The sequence below is a fragment of the Pseudomonas sp. LJDD11 genome (genome assembly GCF_024584215.1).
Classification (GTDB): domain Bacteria; phylum Pseudomonadota; class Gammaproteobacteria; order Pseudomonadales; family Pseudomonadaceae; genus Aquipseudomonas.
Genome location: NZ_JANJFL010000023.1, coordinates 47,896 through 66,327 on the forward strand (window position 1 = coordinate 47,896; position 18,432 = coordinate 66,327).

At 63.8% G+C, this 18,432-nt stretch carries 14 protein-coding genes; 2 read left to right on the forward strand and 12 right to left on the reverse strand.

The window, feature by feature from the left end:
* Window positions 1-2: 2 nt before the first annotated feature.
* The 8 genes from NRB16_RS22150 to NRB16_RS22185 all read right to left on the reverse strand — a co-directional run bounded on the left by NRB16_RS22150 (window position 3) and on the right by NRB16_RS22185 (window position 11,292).
* Entirely contained in the window at window positions 3-1,652 is a 1,650-nt protein-coding gene (locus tag NRB16_RS22150; RefSeq protein ID WP_257106941.1) for an ABC transporter ATP-binding protein, read from the reverse strand.
* A complete protein-coding gene (locus NRB16_RS22155; RefSeq protein ID WP_306456505.1) occupies window positions 1,649-2,491 on the reverse strand; it encodes an ABC transporter permease in 843 nt (280 codons plus the stop codon). Before NRB16_RS22155 ends, NRB16_RS22150 begins: the two co-directional genes overlap by 4 nt.
* A gap of 91 nt (window positions 2,492-2,582) precedes the next feature.
* Complete coding sequence (locus NRB16_RS22160) at window positions 2,583-3,638, reverse strand: NADP(H)-dependent aldo-keto reductase (RefSeq protein WP_257106943.1); 1,056 nt, start codon at window positions 3,636-3,638, stop codon at window positions 2,583-2,585.
* A gap of 10 nt (window positions 3,639-3,648) precedes the next feature.
* On the reverse strand, window positions 3,649-5,004 hold the full coding sequence (locus NRB16_RS22165) for an LLM class flavin-dependent oxidoreductase (protein WP_045483336.1): 1,356 nt from the start codon (window positions 5,002-5,004) through the stop codon (window positions 3,649-3,651).
* 9 nt (window positions 5,005-5,013) lie between these two features.
* Complete coding sequence (locus tag NRB16_RS22170) at window positions 5,014-6,282, reverse strand: acyl-CoA dehydrogenase family protein (protein WP_257106944.1); 1,269 nt, start codon at window positions 6,280-6,282, stop codon at window positions 5,014-5,016.
* A gap of 23 nt (window positions 6,283-6,305) precedes the next feature.
* Window positions 6,306-7,238, reverse strand: coding sequence for an ABC transporter permease (locus tag NRB16_RS22175; protein ID WP_257106945.1), 933 nt, complete (start codon window positions 7,236-7,238; stop codon window positions 6,306-6,308).
* Window positions 7,235-8,983, reverse strand: coding sequence for an ABC transporter substrate-binding protein (locus NRB16_RS22180; RefSeq protein ID WP_373568495.1), 1,749 nt, complete (start codon window positions 8,981-8,983; stop codon window positions 7,235-7,237). The genes NRB16_RS22175 and NRB16_RS22180 overlap by 4 nt, the downstream gene beginning before the upstream one ends.
* Before the next feature lie 203 nt (window positions 8,984-9,186).
* Window positions 9,187-11,292 (reverse strand): TonB-dependent receptor domain-containing protein, encoded by a 2,106-nt coding sequence (locus NRB16_RS22185; protein ID WP_257106947.1) that lies wholly within the window; start codon window positions 11,290-11,292, stop codon window positions 9,187-9,189.
* 710 nt (window positions 11,293-12,002) lie between these two features.
* On the opposite strand from NRB16_RS22185, the gene NRB16_RS22190 reads away from it, so the two are divergent.
* Both NRB16_RS22190 and NRB16_RS22195 read left to right on the forward strand, forming a co-directional pair.
* Complete coding sequence (locus NRB16_RS22190; RefSeq protein ID WP_257106948.1) at window positions 12,003-14,027, forward strand: TonB-dependent receptor domain-containing protein; 2,025 nt, start codon at window positions 12,003-12,005, stop codon at window positions 14,025-14,027.
* Window positions 14,028-14,089: 62 nt separating this feature from the next.
* Window positions 14,090-14,461 carry a hypothetical protein gene (locus NRB16_RS22195; RefSeq protein ID WP_257106949.1) on the forward strand — a complete coding sequence of 124 codons (372 nt, stop codon included), beginning with the start codon at window positions 14,090-14,092 and terminating at the stop codon, window positions 14,459-14,461.
* A 15-nt stretch (window positions 14,462-14,476) separates the two neighbouring features.
* Here NRB16_RS22195 and NRB16_RS22200 read toward each other — a convergent pair whose 3' ends face one another.
* Genes NRB16_RS22200 through NRB16_RS22215 form a run of 4 tightly spaced genes read right to left on the reverse strand, consistent with a single transcriptional unit; the run spans window position 14,477 to window position 18,421 of the window.
* Entirely contained in the window at window positions 14,477-15,064 is a 588-nt protein-coding gene (locus NRB16_RS22200; RefSeq protein ID WP_253140626.1) for a peroxidase-related enzyme, read from the reverse strand.
* A complete protein-coding gene (locus NRB16_RS22205; protein WP_045483356.1) occupies window positions 15,061-15,573 on the reverse strand; it encodes a CMD domain-containing protein in 513 nt (170 codons plus the stop codon). The genes NRB16_RS22200 and NRB16_RS22205 overlap by 4 nt, the downstream gene beginning before the upstream one ends.
* Complete coding sequence (locus NRB16_RS22210) at window positions 15,570-16,832, reverse strand: acyl-CoA thioesterase/BAAT N-terminal domain-containing protein (RefSeq protein ID WP_257106950.1); 1,263 nt, start codon at window positions 16,830-16,832, stop codon at window positions 15,570-15,572. The genes NRB16_RS22205 and NRB16_RS22210 overlap by 4 nt, the downstream gene beginning before the upstream one ends.
* Window positions 16,829-18,421, reverse strand: coding sequence for an ABC transporter substrate-binding protein (locus tag NRB16_RS22215; protein WP_257106951.1), 1,593 nt, complete (start codon window positions 18,419-18,421; stop codon window positions 16,829-16,831). Before NRB16_RS22215 ends, NRB16_RS22210 begins: the two co-directional genes overlap by 4 nt.
* Window positions 18,422-18,432: the final 11 nt, after the last annotated feature.

An 18,432-nucleotide genomic window follows, 5' to 3' on the forward strand; every position in this document is an offset into this window, starting at 1 on the left:
CCTTATACAGCGATACGATTGGCCCACGCCGGCTGCGGCGCAGGAAGCTCGGGCACTGCATCGAGCAGCGCGCGGGTGTAGGCATGACGTGGCTGGCGCAGAACCTGGGCAACCGGGCCCTGCTCCACGACGTGGCCGCCCTGCAGCACCAGGACCCGGTCGCTGACCTGCTCGATCACCCCCAGGTCATGGGAAATAAACAGACAGGCCAGGCCCAGTTCGGCCTTGAGTTCAGCGAGCAATTGGAGAATCCGCGCCTGCACCGAGACATCCAGTGCTGACACCGGCTCGTCGCAGACCAGTACCCGCGGCTTCATCGCCAATGCCCTGGCAATAGCGATGCGCTGGCGCTGGCCGCCGGACAATTCCGGCGGCCGCCGGTCCAGGACGCTGACCGGCAGGTGTACCCGCTCCAGCAACCTGGCAGCCTCGGTGCGCCGCAACGCACGGGGCACACCGGCCAGCGCCAAGGCTTCGCTGAGCACCCGTAGCACGCTGAAGCGCGGGCTGAACGAGGCCTGCGGGTCCTGGAACACCACCTGAATACCTTGCCGGGCCAAGCGCTGTTGCTCAGGCGACAGGCTTGACCAGTCACGACCATCGAGCAGCACCTGGCCGCTGTCAGCCTGTTCCAGGCCGAGCAGAATGCGCCCCAAAGTGGTTTTGCCAGAGCCGGATTCGCCGACCACGCCAAGGGTTTGCCCGCCATGCAATTGCAACGAGACGCCGTGCAGCACCGGACGCGGCGCGCCATTAGGGCCGGGGAAGCTTTTACGCAGCGCGCAGGCTTCAAGCAGCGGCGTACCGCTCGCAGGCACAGGGTCTTCGACCAACCCCAGAAGCGGCGCGGCCGGGCGCTGGAAATGCACCGCACGGGCGGCCTTGAGCAAGCTTTGCGTGTAAGGGTGGACGGGGTCTTGAAGAATCTGTTCGGCGCTGCCCTGCTCGACCACTACCCCGGCGCGCATCACCGCCACCTGATCGGCCAGCCGCGCCACCACGGCCAAGTCGTGGCTGACCACCAGCAAGCTGTTGTCGCTGCCGCGCAGTTGTTCAAGCAAGCGCAGAATCTGCGCCTGCACCGTCGCGTCCAGCGCGGTGGTCGGCTCGTCGGCAATCAACAAGCGCGGCTGGCAGGCAATGGCCGAGGCGATCAAGGCACGCTGGCGCAGGCCACCGGAAAGCTGCCAGGGGTACTGGCGGGCCCGCACCTCGGGCTCCGGCACGCCGACCTGTTGCAACAGCTCCAGCACCCGCCGCTGTTGCTCGGCATGACTGAGCCGGGTGTGCAGGCGCAGCGGCTCTTGCACCTCAGCCCCGACCCGGCGCAACGGGTCCAGCGAACCCAGCGCGTCCTGCATCACAAAACCGATGGCCGCGCCGCGCAGGCGTTGCCAGTCGCGCTCATCGAAATCGCGCAAATCAATGCCGGCAAACGCCAGGCGCTCGGCGCTGATCCGCGCGCCTGGTCCGCTCAGCCCGACCAAAGTACGGGCGGTGACACTCTTGCCCGAACCGGACTCCCCCACCAGCGCCAGGCACTGCCCGGCATGCAATTGCAGGCTGACACCGCGCACCACCGGTACGCCGCCGAAACTGACCCGCAGGTTGTGGATATCTATTAACGGTGCGTGCTTGTGGATAACGCTCATAAGCCTTTGCCCTCACTGCGCCGCAGCCAGTCACGGCCAATGACGCTGATGGAAATGACACTCAGGGTGATCGCCAGCGCAGGCCAGGCCACCAGCCAGGGTGCGTTGGCCAGAAAGTTGCGACCGATGGCCAGCATGCCGCCCCACTCGGCAGCCGGTGGCGGCGCGCCAAAACCGAGAAAGCTCAAGGCGGCACCGGCCGTAATCGCCCCGCCCAGGCCGATGGTGGCCATGATCAGCACCGGCGCCACAGCATTGGGCAGCACATGGGTCACCACCACCGCCAAAGGGCGTCGCCCCAGAGTGATGGCCGCCTCGACGAAACCGGCGTTGCGGATGCTCAAGGTCTGTGCCCGCACCAGCCGGGCATAACGCGGCACCGCAGCGATGCCCACGGCCAGAATCAGGTTGCTGGTGCCTTGACCAAACAGCGTGATGATCACCAGTGCCAGCAGCAGGTCCGGGAACGCCAACAGCACGTCCACCCCGCGCATCAACAGGTTGTCCAGCCAGGCCGGTGCCAGGCCGGCGAGCAATCCCAGCAAGGTGCCGGCGCCCAGCCCGACCAAGGTCGCCGCCAGACCAATGAACAGCGACGGTCTGGCGCCATGGATAATCCGGCTCAGCACGTCACGGCCGTTTTCATCACTGCCCAGCCAGAACTGCGCCCCCGGCGCCTGATATGCCTGCCGGGCATCGGCGGCCAGCGGGTCAAACGGCGCCAGCCAGCCCGGCAGCAGAACCGCTACCAGCAAAAGCCCGAGCACAGCCCAGGCCAGCCACAATCCGGGGCGGCTGGCAGGCCAGCGCCAGGCTGGGCGGGATTGGCCGGCGCGCATCAAGGTCAATACCGCATCAGGAGCATTGCTGGTCATACGGGCCTCTTCGCGAGCAGCGCTCGCGCCCACAAGTGGTGTGTTTACAAGCCGATCAGGGCGCCGGGTTAGGGATGCGCTGGTGCAGGGCCTGGATCTCTCCGAGCACGGCATCGTCCAGGGTCACCTCCAGCGCACCGAGGTTGTCTTGCAATTGCTCAAGGGTGGTCTGCCCGGTGATGGCGCTGGCGACAAAAGGCTGGGCAATGACGAACGCCAGCGCCAGTTGCGCCGGGGTAACACCATGGCGCTGGGCGATCTCGACATAGCCACTGATGGCGTCGTTGGCCGACGGGCTGTCGTAGCGGTTGAAGGTGCGATACACCGACGACAGCCGCGCGCCTTCAGGGCGGGCGCCATTAAGGTATTTGCCGGTCAGGGCACCGAAAGCCAGCGGCGAATACGCCAGCAGGCTGATGCCATCACGGTGGCTGAACTCCGACAGGCCGTTCTCGTACAGGCGGTTGAGCAGGCTGTAGGGGTTCTGGATGCTGGCAATGCGGGCCAGGCCGCGATCCTCGCTCTGGCGCAGAAAACGCGCCACGCCCCACGGCGTTTCGTTGGACACACCAATGTGGCGAACCTTGCCGGCTTTGACCTGCTCATCGAGTACCTGCAGGGTTTCTTCAATCGCGGCGGTGTGCGGATGGTCAGCCACGTAGGGGTAGTCGCGAATGCCAAAAAAGTTGGTGGTGCGGTCCGGCCAGTGCAGTTGGTACAGGTCCAGGTAATCGGTTTGCAGGCGCTTGAGGCTGGCATCCAGCGCGGCCACGATATTGTGCCGGTCGTGATGCGACAGGCCATCGCGAATATGGCTCTGAGCATTGGAGTCGCGGGCAGGGCCGGCGATCTTGCTGGCCAGGATCACCTGCTCACGCTTGCCGCTGGCGGCCAGCCAGTTGCCGATGTAGCGCTCGGTGGTGGTCCAGGTCTCGGCACGGGTTGGGGTCGGATACATCTCGGCCGTATCGATCAGATTGATCCCATGAGCCAGGGCGGCGTCCAGTTGGCGGTGGGCATCTTCTTCGCTGTTCTGGTGCCCCCAAGTCATGGTGCCCAGACTGAGAACGCTGACTTGCAGGTCGGTATGACCCAAACGACGGTATTGCATGCTTAGCTCCTTAATAACCGGACGCGGCTTGTGCGCGGGCGGTGGTGAACTGGTTTTCGGCCACCGGCAGGCCAAGGTGGTCACGCAGGGTGCGGCCCTGATACTCACGGCGGAACACGCCGCGCTGCTGAAGCAAAGGCACGACCTGTTCGACAAAAATCTCAACGCCGGAGGGGAACATGTCCGGCATGATGTTGAAGCCATCCCCGGCGCCCGCCAGAAACCATTGCTCCAGGGTGTCGGCGACCTGTTCGGGAGTGCCGACCAGCAGCCGGTGGCCGACCAGAATGCGCCGCGACAATTGGCGGATGCTCAGGTTCTCGCGGCGCGCCAGGTTGAGCTGGGCCTCAAGAAATCCTTGTGAGCCACGTTCAAACTCCGCCACCGCGCCAATCCGTGCCCACGGCAACGGGGCGTCGGGGTCAAGTTCTTCGGCGGCGATACCGATGCGGCCGGCCACCTGTTGCAGCAACCCGTGTTCGCCGTGCCAGGCATTGAGCCGGTCGAAGCGCGCATGGGCCTCGGCTTCGGTGCTGCCGATCACGGTCGACAGGCCCGGCATGATCTTCAGGTGCTCAGGGTTACGCCCCCACGCCCTGGCCCGGCCTTTCATCTCACGGTAAAAGGCCTGGCCATCGGGCAGCGTGGTCTGGGTAGTGAAAATCGCATCGGCGTAGCGCGAGCCCAGCGCCTTGCCGCCTTCAGAGGAGCCAGCCTGGACCAGCACCGGTCGCCCCTGGGGCGAGCGCGGCAGGTTGAGCGGACCTTTGACCGAAAAATGCCGGCCCTTGAAGTCCAGGGTATGCACCTTGGCCGGGTCGGCGAAGCGGCCGCTCTGGCGGTCACCGATCAGTGCGTCGTCTTCCCAGCTGTCCCAGAGCTTGAGGGTTACATCGAGAAACTCCTCGGCACGACCATACCGGTCGACATGCAACGGCGCGCCGGCCAGGCCGAAGTTCTGCGCGGCTGCATCGGCGGCATTGGTGACCACGTTCCAGGCTGCACGACCAGCGCTGATGTAGTCCAGTGAGGCAATGCGCCGGGCCAGGTTGAACGGTTCGTTGTAAGTGGACGAGGCCGTGGCAATCACTCCGATGCGTTCGGTGGCTGCCGCCACGGCGGTGAGCAGAATGGTCGGTTCCAGGCGTGCACCGGGCTGGGTCGCGACATCACCGCCCAGCGCCGGGCCGTCAGCGAGAAAGATGGCGTCCAGGCAACCGCGCTCGGAAATCCGCGCAATATTGCGGTAGTAATCGACGTCCAGATACGCGTCTACCGGCGCATCGCCTTCACGCCAGGCAGCGGCATGGGCGCCGAAACCGAGGATATTCATGCCCAGGCTCATCTGGGTTTGTGGCTTGTTCATAGATTCTCCTTACACCGCGCTGGCTTCATCGCCGCTGCCTTGTCCTTCGCTGGCCTGCGCATGCAAGGCGCGCCAGGCCGCGTTGGGGGTGATGCCGTTGAGGTAGTAGTTGCCCAGCGCCTGTTCGCGGTAGATGGCCGGGTTGTGCGAAGCCAGGGTCCGGGCGTTGCGCCAGTGCCGATCAAAACGCCGCTCGGTGCTGGTGGCCGAGGCGCCGCCGACTTCAAACAGTAAGGTGGTGGCCTCCAGCACCTGGGGCAAAACGATCTGCTGGGCCTGGAAGGTGTGGATTTCCACGTCGGTGTAATGCGCCTCGCTGGCCTGCCCGGCTTGCTCGGCCTCATACACTGCTTGCAGGCTGTGGCCCACCGTGCGCACTTGAGCATCGGCGGCAAATGCCAGGCTCGACAGGCGGCCAATGACCCGCTGCACCAGCGGGTCATTGGCTGGCGTGGAAGTGCCGGGAATACCAAAGCCGCGAGTCCGGCCCTGAACGAAGCTCACCGCGTCGTTGAGCACCGCCCGGGCGATACCGGCCAGGGTCGCCAGATGCACGGCCTGGTAGAAGGCACTGAGGTAAGACTCGGCGCGCAGCTCGCCTTTTTTGAAGCGCCGCAGAATGTGCTCGGCGGGCACCTTCACCGCCTCGAAACGGGTGGTGCCGCTGCCGGTCAGGCGCTGGCCGAAACCGTCCCAGTCATCCACCACCTCGACACCGGGTGCGGTCACCGGCACCGCCAGGCTGACAAAGTCGTCGCCGTCATTGGCCACCGCCGCCACCCAGTCGGCGTACAGGGTGCCGGTGCAGTAATACTTCTGGCCGTTGAGCAGGCCACCGCAGGCGTCCACCGAGGTCAACTGCACGGTGTTGCCCGTGCTGTCGGTGCGCTCGGCCATGGCCGCGCCCCACAGATCACCCTTGGCCACTTTGGCAAACCAGTAGTCCTGCGAAGCGCTGTCGCGCGACGACAAGCGCCCTTCGACGAAACCGAAATGGGCACGCAGAATTTGCGGCAGGTTCGAGTCGGCAGCGCCCAACTGGCTCAGCAAGCGCAGCAGTTGCGGCAGGCTGATGCCCAGGCCGCCCTGCTCGCGCGGCACGCGCAGGGCGCCAAAGCCGGCCTCGCGCAACCACTGCACCGGCTCATGGGCCAGCAAGCGCTGTTGTTCGCGCTCGACGGCACCGGCCGCAATACGCGCGAACACCTCGGCAAACCGCGCATCGAGCTCGGCATCCGGTTCGGCCTCGTAGCCCGGTGATTGAAGATTCTGGCTCATGACAGCTCCTTGCAATGAATGATTCAGGCCCTGCTGCTGCGCGGGTCGATGAACTGGTTCAACACGTCCACCAGCAGGTTCACCAGTACGTAAATGGCCGCCGCCAGCAGGGTCACGCCCAGCACCAGCGGCACGTCCTTGTTGGAGGTGGCATTGAGCATCAGGCGGCCGATGCCCTGGCGCCCGAACAGCAGTTCCACCACCACCGCGCCGCCCAACAGGCTGGCAAACACATAACCGGACAGCGTCACCAGTGGCACCAGCGCATGACGCAGGGCATGGCGCAAGCGCACCGCCGTGTCGCTCATGCCGCGGGCGCGGGCCTGGCTGATAAAGGGCTGCTCCAGCACGTCTTCCAGCGAATGGCGCAGCACCTGGGCCAGCACCGCCATAATCGGCAGGGCCAGCGCGACGGTCGGCAACACCAGCGACTGCCAGCCTTGCGAGCCGGACGGCGGCAACAGGCGCAGCTCGAAGGCAAACACCCACAGCAGCACCAGCCCGGAGACCAGCGACGGGGTCGACGACAGCACCAGCTCGGTGCCGGAAGCCAGCGCACGCAGACGCCGGCCGCGCCCGGCGGTCAGCAGCGCCGAGGCCAGCGCCAGCAGCACCGCCAGTAACCCGGCGCAGGCCGCCAGTTGCAGGGTGGCGCCCAACTGTTCGCTGATCGCCTGGCTGACCGGAATCTGCAGACGGTACGATTCGCCCAGATCACCCTGGGCCAGGCGTCCCAGGTAGTGGCCGTACTGCACCCATACCGGTTGGTCCAGGCCATATTCAGCACGCACCTGGGCCAGCAGTTCAGGCGTCGGCAAAGACTGCGTATCGCCAAGAATGGCCAGTGCGGTATCGCCGCCACTGAAGGTCACCGCCAGAAAAGTCAGGCTGGCCGCAGCCCACAGAACCAACAGCCCGTCACGCAGACGGCGCAGGGTAAACGGCAGCAGCTTCATGGCGACTCCGGTTCCAGCCATAAGCTGGTAAACAGTGGAACGTTATGTGAGCCGTCGAACAGCACGCCTTTCACTGACTTGCGATAAGCCACCAGCATCTGGCTTTCCACCGATGGCACCGCCGGCACGGTCTCGCCCAGGCGTTGCTGGGCCTGCCGGTACAGCTCGCGGCGTTGGGCCGGGTCGGTGCTGCGCCGGGCGTCGCCCAGCAGTTGGTCGAGCAGCGGGTCGCTGAAATGGCCAACGTTCTGGCCAATCAGCCGGGCACTGGGAATGGCTTGGCTGTGATAGAGGATGAACAACCCGTCGGGGGTGTTGGTGTGCCAGTAACCGCCACCAATGGCATCGAACTGCCCGGCGTAACGGCGCTCGGAGACGCGGGTCACCGGCAGCAGTTCGATTTGCAGGTCGAAGCCGACCTGCTTCAGATCGGCCTGCACCGCCACCGAGACATTGGCCGGAAACGCCGGGTTGTCATAGGTGAGCATTGTCGCGCTCAGGCGCTGGCCGGCGCGGGTGCGGTAGCCCTGGGCATCGCGCCCGGTCCAGCCGGCTTCATCCAGCAGCCGGTTGGCCAGGGCCACATCGTAGTCCAGCGCATGGCGGGCAACCGGGTCGTAGTCACGAGTGTTGACCGCCAGTAAATCGCCCTTGGCCAGGAACTCGCCGAAACCGCTGATCCACGCCAGACCGTCACGGTCGATAGCCCGCGCCACCGCCTGGCGTACACGCACATCGTCAAACGGGACGCGCTGCACATTGAAGGTCATGCTGCGGCTCGGGTTGCCCTTGCGAATGCGGCTGCGCAGCACCAGTTGCGGATTACTGCGGATCGCGGCCGCGTTCTGCGGCGGCGCATCCAACGCCAGGTCACTGCGCGCCGACTCCAGGGAGGTGTAGCGAATCATCGCTTCGGGCACATAACTCAGTTCAATGCGCTCCAGGTAGGCTTCGCCCTGATGCGCGATGGCCGGCGGCGCCCACTGGTAACCGGCACGCCGCACGAAGCTGGCACCCTGGTCGCGCACATAGCTGTCGAGCACAAACGGCCCGCTGCCGATGGGTCGGCTGGCGATGCTGCGCGGTGCTTCACGGATCTGCCGCGGCGAGATCATGCCCAGCCAGGCTTGCGACAGCACATCCAGAAACGGCGCATAGGGTTCGCGCAGGGTGGCCTCAAAGGTGTAGTCATCCACCACCCGGCCACTGAGGTAGGGCGCGATGTAAGCGGCCGCCAGCGGCGACCGGGTCGCCGGGTCGCGCATGTGTTCAAGGTTAAGCCGCACCGTTTCAGCGTTGAAGCGCTCGCCATCGCTGAAGGTCACGTCGTCACGCAGGTGGAAGGTGTAGGTCTTGCCGTCGGGGCTGATGTCCCAGCTTTTCGCCAGCCAGGGCGTGAGCGTGCCGTCACCGGTCTGGTACACCAGGCAATCGAACAGGATGCGTCCCATCCACTGCATATTGCCGTGCGACAGCCCGTGAATGTCGAAGCTGCCGGCATCGGTGGCCGCCGAGACTCGCAAGGTGCCGCCGCGCCGGCCTGGTTGCTGCTCGACAAAATCACTCGCCGGGTAACGCAGCACGCCGTCTTCACCCAGCCGTGTTTCGTCGGCCAGCGCCGAGCTGGCGGAAGCATTGCCTGATGAAGAGCCTGGCGGCGTGGCCGGCGAGCAACCGGGCAGCGCCAGCATCAGCAGCGGCAGGCACAGCGGGGCCAGGCAATGCCGGGCTTGCCGTAACAACATGCTCATCAGCGCAGGCGCCGGGGTATTGGTCTGTTCATGCCCTTGGTATTGCAGTGCTTGTGCCAGTCTCGGCCAATACCGCTTCAGGCCAGGATTCGCCGGGCCTGGAGCGGTTTTGCGGATCAGCACAGACCTGCGTGTAACCCGCTCTGGAAACGACAATGTGTCGGGGCACTGTTGCCAGGCCAACAGCGGCTGCGGCTTCAAAAGCGAAACGCCACACCGGTGGTCACCGAAAAGGCGTCACCGGGATAGAAGTTTGCCGAGTCACGGCCATTGGCGTTGTAAGCCGTGTTGGCGGCCGTGGCATAGCGCTCGTCGGTGATGTTGCGCAGGTCGGCAAACACCTCCCACTTTTTGCTCGGCGCCTGGTAACCGACCTTGGCGCCCCAGAGTACATAGGAAGGTGCCTGCCAGCTATTGGCGTAGTCGATGTAGTAACTCGACGCTGCCCGCAGGTTGAGCGAGGCATAAAAACCACTCTGTTGCCGATACGCCAATTCAGCCTGATACACCTGGCGCGGCAGGCTGGGCAGTTCGTTGTCGCCAAAGGTGCTGTCGTTGCGATAGTGGAAATCGTTGAGGGTGTAAGCCTGACGCAGGTCCAGCGTGTCGCCGTTGGCGCCGCTCCACAACAGGGTGTTAAGCCCGGCCTCGATGCCTTGGTGAATGGTCGAGCTGGCGTTGGAGGTGCCGGTCAGCTGGTCTTGAGTCGCAGTGGCCTGGCGAGTCACCACGGTCAGCAGTTCATCCTGCACCCAGGAGCGGTACAAGGTCAGGCTGCCGTCAAAGATGCCATGGCTGCCACGAATCCCCACCTCGAAGGTATTGGCTTTTTGTGGCCGCACATCCGACAGCCACGGGTTGCCGGTACTGCCCAGTTGCCAGGTTACCGGCGGGTCGATACTGCGGCTGACATTACTGAACAGCTGAAGGTCAGGGTTCAACTGGTAGCGCACGCCGATACGTGGCGCCAGGTAGTTCTCGCTGTATTCAACCGAACCGGGGAAAGCTGAGGTATTGACGCCAGTGGTGTATTCGATCTCGGCCTTGCGCTTGATGTTGATCGCCGACAGGCCGGTAGACAGCCAGAGCCTGTCGGCCAGTTGCAGCTCGTTACCGAAGGTCAGCACGGTGTCGCGCGAGCCGGTGTAGTTGGTTTCCTGCTGTTTGATGCCGGTGGCAGCGCTGTGGGATTTCACGTCGGCCAGGTAGGCCCGGGTGTTGCTGAAAATGATGCTGCTGTCGCTGGGCAGGCCGAAGAAACTGTCGCCGGTACGCAGATAGCGCAGGGTCAGGTTGATGTCTTTGGAGCGCCAGTCCTGGGGCGCTACCGCGTAGCGCCAGCCGTTGAGCAGCGGGTAGTTGTTGTAGGCCGCACCGACTTCGAGCCTGGCACCGTCATCGAAGGTCCAGGTGGTCTTGTTGCCGATAAAAGTGGTGCCGTCCTTGCGCCGCCCGGTGGGCAGCAGATTGCTGCGCGGGTCGTGCTTGAGCTGCTGGCGGGTCAGGGTGTTGCCGTTGACCAGTTCTTCTTCACGGTATTTGACGAAGAAGCGGGTTTGCAGCTTGGGGCTGAACACATGGCCAAAGTTGGCGGCCAGACTCTGGCCTTCATTGGCCGCATGATCCTGATAGCCGTCGCGCTCGTTGTGGGTCAGGTTGATGTAGTAGTCGCTGTCGCCCACCACCCCTCCGGTGCTCAACTGCTGTTTACGGTAGCCGTAGCTGCCGATTTCAAAACGCGCGTAGTGACCGGGGTCGGTACGCCCGGTCTTGCTGACGAAATTGATCGCCCCGCCGAGCGACAGCGCCGCGTACTCGGCAGCGTTGGCGCCGTACAGCACTTCGGTGTGGTCAACGGCCTGCAGATCGAGAAAGTCCTCTTGAGTGCCGCCGGGGCCGGTGATCGGCAAGCCGTCGAAGAGGAATTTGGTGCCCAGCACATAGCCTTGATAGAAGGTGTTCAGGCCCGAGCCGCGAATCGAAATCTTGTTGGCTCCGGTGCCGCTGGTGGCCTGGGCGAATACCCCAGGCTGCAGGGCCAGCACGTCTTCGGCATTGGAGGCCCTGCCCTGCTCGACCTGGCGGTTATCGACCACGGCGGTATTGCCGGCCACCTTCTGCAAGCGCTTGCGCTCTTTGTGCACGTCACTGACCGCAGCCCCGGTCACCGTGACCCTCTCCAGCGTGGTTTGCGAATCGCCCGCCGCCTGCGCAAAAGGCACCAGCAACGCCGTCAGGATCGGCAGGCTGGCAGCACTGGCCAGCACCGGCAAGTAACGCCCATAGTTGTGTTGCTTAAGCATATTAACGACGCCCCAAGTTAGAATTTCGCTGGCCCGGAAGCCGGGCACGATTAAAGGTTCTTAAAAGAGGCATTGCACTTGTCGTGCCAGCACCCAACAAGGTGTTATTCAGCACCCACAGACTTTTCTGAAGTAACAAGCCCGTACAATCTGTTTATTCACTGTTGGCAGGCAAACAATAAACCGCGCACAACAGTCAAATCCCGAAGGCAATAGCCGGGCTGTGCAAACCTCAACAAACACGAAGCCAACCGGCTAATAACCATCGGTTACTGGCTTATTACTCGCACTGACCGCCACCACACAGTCATTCCACAAAGTTTCCTGTTTTCGCTCAGCTCATTATTAAGCAGCGCTATAAAACCCGCTATTTGCCGTTCTTTTAATACTGGCATAGAACCTGCTCTGCACTCTTTCCAGTGGCCTGACTATGCGCATAGAACGCCGAAGACAATGACCCATGGACGTCAGGAAACATCGCAATGTATTTAACAAAGAAAGATCACTTACAGGGAGCCTCTAAAAACGTCGGCGAGGAAGCCAGCGCAAGGCAAAAACAGGCGAGGAAGCGGAGTTTACAGGATGTAAATGAGCATTCTGAGCCTGTTTTTAACGCAGCGATGGCGACGCAGGTAGTTTTTAGAGGTTCCCTACAGGCAGCTATTGGCCGGGCCACCTTATTGATAGGCGCGTTGGGTTGCAGCATCGCCATGGCTGACGACAGTCCGCGTCGGCTCGAAACGGTCACCGTGCAAGGCGAACGGCAGAGTGCCGCTGAACAGGCCAGGAGTCAGTTGGCCGAGGTGCCGGGCGGCACCAGTGTGGTGGACAGTGAAGAGTTGGGCAAAGGCCGTACCGCCAACCTGCAAGACACCCTGGGTTACCAGCCCGGCGTGTTCGTGCAATCAACCGGCGGTAACGATGCGGCCAAGATTTCAATTCGCGGCTCTGGCGCCAACACCTCGCCGGGTTACTTTCGCGAGGGCATCAAGTTTCTGTTCGACGGTTTGTCGCTGACCGGGCCGGGCGGCACCCCCTATGAGTTTCTGAACGCCTCCGGGGTCGACTACACCGAGATTCTGCGCGGCGCCAATGCCTTCCAGTACGGCGCGTTGACCCTGGGCGGGGCGGTAAATTTCGTCAACCACACAGGCTACAGTGCGCCTGGCCTGCGCTTGCGTGCCGAGGCCGGCAGCTATGGCTACCAGAAGCAGGCGGTCAGCATCGGCGGCGTCGAGGGGGCGCTGGATTACTACCTCAACGTCGACAATTATCGCAATGAGGGCTATCGCGACTACAGCCTGTCGAAAAGCTCAGGCGTGGTGGCCAACGCCGGTTATCGCTTCAGCCCGCAACTGGAAACCCGCGTATTGCTGCGCTACCGCGACGAATTCCACAACGACCCCAGCGCCACCACCCTTACAGCGATCAAAGACAACGCCCGCCGCGCCAGTGCCACCGCCCGCTCCAGCGGTGCCGGGGCCAGGCGCCCCGGGAGTATCTGGCTGGGCAGCAAGACCACCTACACCTTCGATGACGATTCACGGCTATCGCTGGGCCTGGCCTACCACGACTACCGGCACACCAATAACCCCAACAGCCCGAGCAACCCGAGCTATTGGGACTGGCACGACCTGAACCTGGCACTGGGTTACGAGCGCTTCGATCAGGTGTTCGGCCGTGAGAGCCGCAGCAGTATTGCCTTCACCTCGACCCAGCATTTGCGCGGCGGGGTCAACTCGGCAACCGCTGGCAAATCCACGCTCAAGCGGGTGAACTACGAGGACTCGTTCGACCGGGTGTTTTCCCTGGGCAATGACCTGAGCCTGACCGACCGGTTGTGGCTGACCAGTGGCGTGTCGTTCGTCAATGTCCGGCGCAAGACCGACATCGAGCAGGCGGTCAATGCCAACACCACCAGCTTTCCCACTTACGAGGATTACAACAACTGGAGCATCGCCCCGCGCATCGGCTTGCGTTACGAGTTCACCCCGCAGCTGCAGGCGTTCGTCAACTTCAGTCGCTCCATCGACCCGCCGGCCTCCTGGGAATACTCAGGTTCCGGCCCGACCACGCCTTACATCAGGCCGCTGGTCGAGCAGAAAGCCAACACCCTGGAGTTCGGCATCAAGGGCACAGCGGGGATCTTCGACGGCAGCCTGGCCCTGTACCGCTCGTGGATTCATGACGAACTGCTCAATGTGCAACTGATTGCCGCCACCGCGAACTCTGCGGCAGTCACCGGCGCTTTCAATGCTTCACCGACCATTCACCAGGGGGTGGAAGCCGGGTTGACCACCCGCCTTTGGGAAAATCCGCAAGGCGACCGGTTGAACTGGCGTCAGGTGTACACCTGGAACGACTTCTACTACCGCAACGATGACACCTTCGGCAGCAACCAGTTGCCGGGCCTGCCAGAACACGTCTATCAGTCAGAGTTGCAGTACCAGCATCACAGCGGCTTCTACACCGGCGTCAATGTGCAGTCGGCGGCGCGTACCGCAGTGGACTACGCCAATACCTTTTATGCGCCCTCTTACACCATCTGGGGTGCCAACGTTGGTTTCGCCGCGCCCAAGGGCGACTGGAAAGTCTCGCTGGACCTGAAGAACCTCGCCAACAAGGCCCACGTAACCGCAGTGACCCCGCAATACAACGTGGCAGGCAACGACACCGCAGCGCTGTGGCCCGGAGACGGCATCGGCGCTTATGTGGCGGTGGAACTGCGGTATTGAAAAAAGCCCTGGGCTGGGCTATTCAGGCAGTTCAATGCGTCCTGAGCCTGGAGTGATGGCCAATGAAGTGGCTGCGTTTGCTGTGTGTTGTAGCGCTGGGCGCGGGCCTGTCCGGTTGCCTGAATGGCGCCGCTATCGAGCTGCCATGGCAGCCGCTGGAGCCATACCGGGCGGGCTATCGCGACGGCTGCGCAGACAAGCTCAAGCAAGACTATGACCGCAACCGGCAAGTACCCGCCACCGACGAGGCTGAGTACCTGCGCGGGTTGTCTGACGGTTTTGCGCTGTGTGATGCAGAGCGGGCGCGCCGCATCCCCAGCGGCAGCTATGCGCCGCCGCCCGCTTTCCCGGACGACGACAAGGACGCAGCACTCAAGACCAAGGACTGCCGGGAAAAGCGCCGGTTGTGCTACCCCGAAGTGCGCAACAACTGACGCCGACCGTGCGGCTTACTCCTGGCCAAATACCGGATCGCCCAGGTTGAGCATCAACCGGTTGGCCCAGGCAAAGATCGCCACCGCCTGAATCAAGTCCAGAATCTCGCCATCCTCAAGCCCGGCTTCACGCAGCGGCAGGACCTGCTCCGGGCCGGTGGCGCCGGGGTCGAGGGTCAGGTCGATGGAGAAGCGGATGATCGCTTGCTCGCGCTCATTGCCGCCTGCGGTTTGCGGGTCGGCGAAGATTTCGGCGATCACTTCATTGCGTTTGGCCAGTTGTTCGAAACGCTGGGCATGCACCGAGGCGCAGTACACGCAGTGGTTGACCCGTGACACGACGGTGCTGGCCAGTTCGCGTTCGGCACGCGGCAGGCCGCCGGGGGCGTACATGATGGCGTTGAACACCAGCGAACGCTGGCGCAGCACTTCGGGTTGATGGATCAGGGTCAGGTAATACTCACTGGTCAGCGCCTTGGGATGGCTTTCCTTGAGCACTTCCAGTTGCTCGGGGTTGGCCTGCTCCGGGGTGACGATCGGCAACCAGGATTTCCAGCCCAGGGTTTCATTGGTGAAGCCGTTGTGACGAATGATCTGGCTCATTGCGCAGCTCCCAACGCTTGCAGGGCAGCGAGACCGGCGGTCAGGCGTACCTGGTAAGAGATAAAGGCGATCAGTTGCGCCAAGGTCACGACGTCGAGCGGGCTGAGGCCGGCTTCACGCAATGCTTCCAGGGCCGCGCGGTCGCCTTCTTTCGGCGCGACGATCAGGGTGCGGGTATAGCCCAGAACCTGGCGCAGTGGCGCGTCATTGATAGCGCTCAGGTCGTCTTGCTCGACGGCATTGATTACAGCCGTGGCGCTGTTGAGCTCGACCAAGCGTTCACGGTAGTAGGCAACCAGCGCGGTCTGGCGGCTCAATGCGCTGCCATAGAGCGCCACCAGCAGGCGGGTTTCGACACTCAGGCTGCCAGCCAGCTCGGCGGCGAACAGGGCGTCGTGGCTGGCCTGAGTGGCCAGGGTGACTTTGCTGCGCGCCTGGCGAATCTCGCGCAGCGGGCTGTGTTCGCTCAGCACCAGGCTGTCGATCAGATCTGTAGCAGTGGCACTCATGGGTGTTTCTCCAGACTCGCCTGGCGCGCGGCCACGGCGTCTTGCAGGAATTGACGCACGCCCTGCCACGATTGCTCGTTGGCCTCGGCGTTGGCGGCGGGATTGCCGTCATTGCTCCAGGTGGACGGAATGTACGGCAGCAGGATGCTGTGCCCGGCCTGCGGGAAATCCAGATGCTGCACCGGCCAGCCGTGGTGGTGCTGCTCCAGGCGTTCACTGACCATGCGCGAGAACAAATCCGACGGCCAGGCCGCGTCATCACCGGCCGAAAGCAGGATCACCGGACCTTTGATGTTCTCGACCTTGATACGCGCCCGCTCGACCGCCTCAGGGTCATCCAGGGCGGTGCGCATCGATACGGCGTTTCGCTGGCCGGCATCGCGGGCCTGCCAGTTGGCGGTGCGGTTGTCATTCCACAGGTGCACCAGCGGTTTGCCCTGATACAACCAGGCCGGGCCATCACGGCCCACGGCAGGGTCGGCGGCGGCCTGACCGCCATGCACCAGCGCGCTGGGCACGTAGCCGATCACTGCCGAGACCTTGTCCGGGAACAGGCTGCCGAGCAGCAGCACCAGTTCACCACCGCGCGACTGGCCGCTCAAGGCGACGAAGTCATGGGCCGGTTTGACCTCACGGCGCAGCCAGTCCAGGCCGCGCTCGAAGTACTCCAGCGGGGTGTTGGAGATGTAGCCCGACAGCCCCGGCGCCTTGAAGTAACCCAGGGCCAACGCGGCGTAGCCACGCGAGGCATACAGCGCCGCGCGGGGTTCGTTGATGCCGCCGCCTGAGCCGTTGAGCACGATCACCGCCGGGTGCGGCCCGGCACCGGCCGGCAGGAACAGGGTGCCGACCAGCCCCTCTTCACGCACCTCACGCCGGGTCACCCCGGCAGCCGCCAGATACTGGGTCAGGGTCGCGGATGCCTCGCTGCCCTCAATGCTGATGCGGGTCTGCAAGGGTTGCAGCAAGTCGTGCGGGAACACCGCGCCGGTGGCCGGCTGACTTTCGGGTTGCTGGCTCCAGAGCAGGCCCAGCGGGCTGATACCCTGATAATCGCCAGCCACCGGCGCATCACGTTGCAGGTCTACCGTGCCGTGGGCATCGGCGACAAAGCTGGCCTGGCTGACCCAGTCCACGCCCTTGCCACGCCGGGTGCGGGTCCTGAGGGTGACGGTCTGCCCCGCCGCCAGACCCGCGACACGAATGTGCCGCGGCTCGTCGAGCAGGCCGCTGGCCGGGCTGATGCTCAGGCCGGTCACGGCTTTCCCCCGCTGGTTTGTTCTTCAGTCACCATCAGTGCGGTGGTGCGGTCGCTGACCCACGGCACCACTTTCAGGCCGTCACGGGCCGCCCAGATGTTCTGGTAGTGGAACAGCGGCAGGATGCCGACGTCGTCGCTGACGCGCTTGACCGAGTCACGCAGGATCGCGGCGCGTTTGGCTTCGTCGAACTCGACAGTGGCCTTGTCCAGGTCCGCATCGACCTGCGGGTTGCTGTAGCGGCCCCAGTTGGACATGCCCAGGCCTTTGCTTGCATCGGCAGTGGCGAGGATGTTGGTCAGGCCGTAGCTGGCTTCGCCGGTGCCGTTGCCCCAGGCAATCACGCTGACGGCGAACTCGTTCTTGTTGGCGCGGCTGGCGTACACCGACCATGGCACCACCTGCAGATCAACCTTGACCCCGATGCGCGCCCAGAACTGCGCCACCGCCTGCATCGATTCCGGCGCCAGCGGGTAACGGTCGCCCGGCACGTGCACGGTCAGTTGAAAGCCTTCCGGGTAACCGGCCTCACTCAAAAGCTCCTTGGCTTTTTTGGCATCGAAGGGAATGTCCTTGACCTCGGGGTTATAGCCGAAGGTATTGGCCGGCATCCACTGGTTGGCCTCGGTGACGGTGTTTTGCAGGATGCGCTCGACGATGGCCTTGCGGTTGATCGCCAGCGACAGCGCCTGACGCACTTTCACGTCACGCAGCGGGTTGTGTGCCAGCGGCTTGCCGCTGTTGTCACGGATGAACTCGTTGGGGCCTTCGCGGAAGCTTGGCTGGATGATCAGCGCACGCAGCCCGGGGTAGGCGAACACCTTCACGCCGCTGGTCTTGTTGAGTTTCTGCACGTCGCTGGGCGAAACCTTGTCGATGACGTCCACGTCGCCGGCCAACAGTGCGGCGGTACGCCCGGCCGGGTTGGGGATGTAGCGATAATCGACCTTGGCCCAGGCCGGTTTCGGCCCCCAATAATTGTCGTTACGCTCGAACAGTGCACGGTCGCCTTGACTGTAGGACACCAGCTTGTACTGGCCAGTGCCGATGGCGGCCTTGCCGCTGCCGTAGTCTTCGCTGGTGGCGGTGGCGCCGACGTGGCGGCTGACCAGGTAGGTGGCGTCGACGTTAGCCACCAGAATCGGGTTCGGGACGTTGGTCTTGATCTCGACGGTATGGGCATCCAGAGCCTTGACCGAGGCCACCGTGCGCAGGCCCGCCGCGTAGGACGCCACGCTGCCCGGCACATTGCGCGCCCGCTCGATGGAGAACACCACGTCGTCAGCGGTGAACGGCTTGCCGTCCTGCCACTTGACGTCGTCACGCAGGTGGAACACCCAGGTCAGGTTGTCTTTGGCTTCCCAGCTTTTCGCCAGGCCCGGATGATTGCCGTCGTCGCGGCGTTCGAGCAGCGACTCGTAGGTGTGCAGGGCGATGGAGCGGTCGCCGGCATGGTTGTTCAGTTGCGGGTCAAGTGACGACACCGGGTCGGCGTAGGCGATGCGCAGGGTCTTGTCGGCGTCGGCGGCCAGCGCGTGGTTGGCGCTTAGCAGGGCCAGGGTCAGCGCGCTTGTCAGTAAGGGTTTCAAATGGCGTTCCT

Bases quoted from the DNA above. Each gene is read 5' to 3' on its own strand.
- NRB16_RS22180 (WP_373568495.1), bottom strand. From the start codon at position 8,983: ATGTTGTTACGGCAAGCCCGGCATTGCCTGGCCCCGCTGTGCCTGCCG.
- NRB16_RS22195 (WP_257106949.1), top strand. From the start codon at position 14,090: ATGAAGTGGCTGCGTTTGCTGTGTGTTGTAGCGCTGGGCGCGGGCCTG.
- NRB16_RS22150 (WP_257106941.1), bottom strand. From the start codon at position 1,652: ATGAGCGTTATCCACAAGCACGCACCGTTAATAGATATCCACAACCTG.
- NRB16_RS22190 (WP_257106948.1), top strand. From the start codon at position 12,003: ATGGCTGACGACAGTCCGCGTCGGCTCGAAACGGTCACCGTGCAAGGC.
- NRB16_RS22200 (WP_253140626.1), bottom strand. From the start codon at position 15,064: ATGAGCCAGATCATTCGTCACAACGGCTTCACCAATGAAACCCTGGGC.
- NRB16_RS22185 (WP_257106947.1), bottom strand. From the start codon at position 11,292: ATGCTTAAGCAACACAACTATGGGCGTTACTTGCCGGTGCTGGCCAGT.
- NRB16_RS22155 (WP_306456505.1), bottom strand. From the start codon at position 2,491: ATGCGCGCCGGCCAATCCCGCCCAGCCTGGCGCTGGCCTGCCAGCCGC.
- NRB16_RS22160 (WP_257106943.1), bottom strand. From the start codon at position 3,638: ATGCAATACCGTCGTTTGGGTCATACCGACCTGCAAGTCAGCGTTCTC.
- NRB16_RS22170 (WP_257106944.1), bottom strand. From the start codon at position 6,282: ATGAGCCAGAATCTTCAATCACCGGGCTACGAGGCCGAACCGGATGCC.
- NRB16_RS22205 (WP_045483356.1), bottom strand. From the start codon at position 15,573: ATGAGTGCCACTGCTACAGATCTGATCGACAGCCTGGTGCTGAGCGAA.
- NRB16_RS22165 (WP_045483336.1), bottom strand. From the start codon at position 5,004: ATGAACAAGCCACAAACCCAGATGAGCCTGGGCATGAATATCCTCGGT.
- NRB16_RS22175 (WP_257106945.1), bottom strand. From the start codon at position 7,238: ATGAAGCTGCTGCCGTTTACCCTGCGCCGTCTGCGTGACGGGCTGTTG.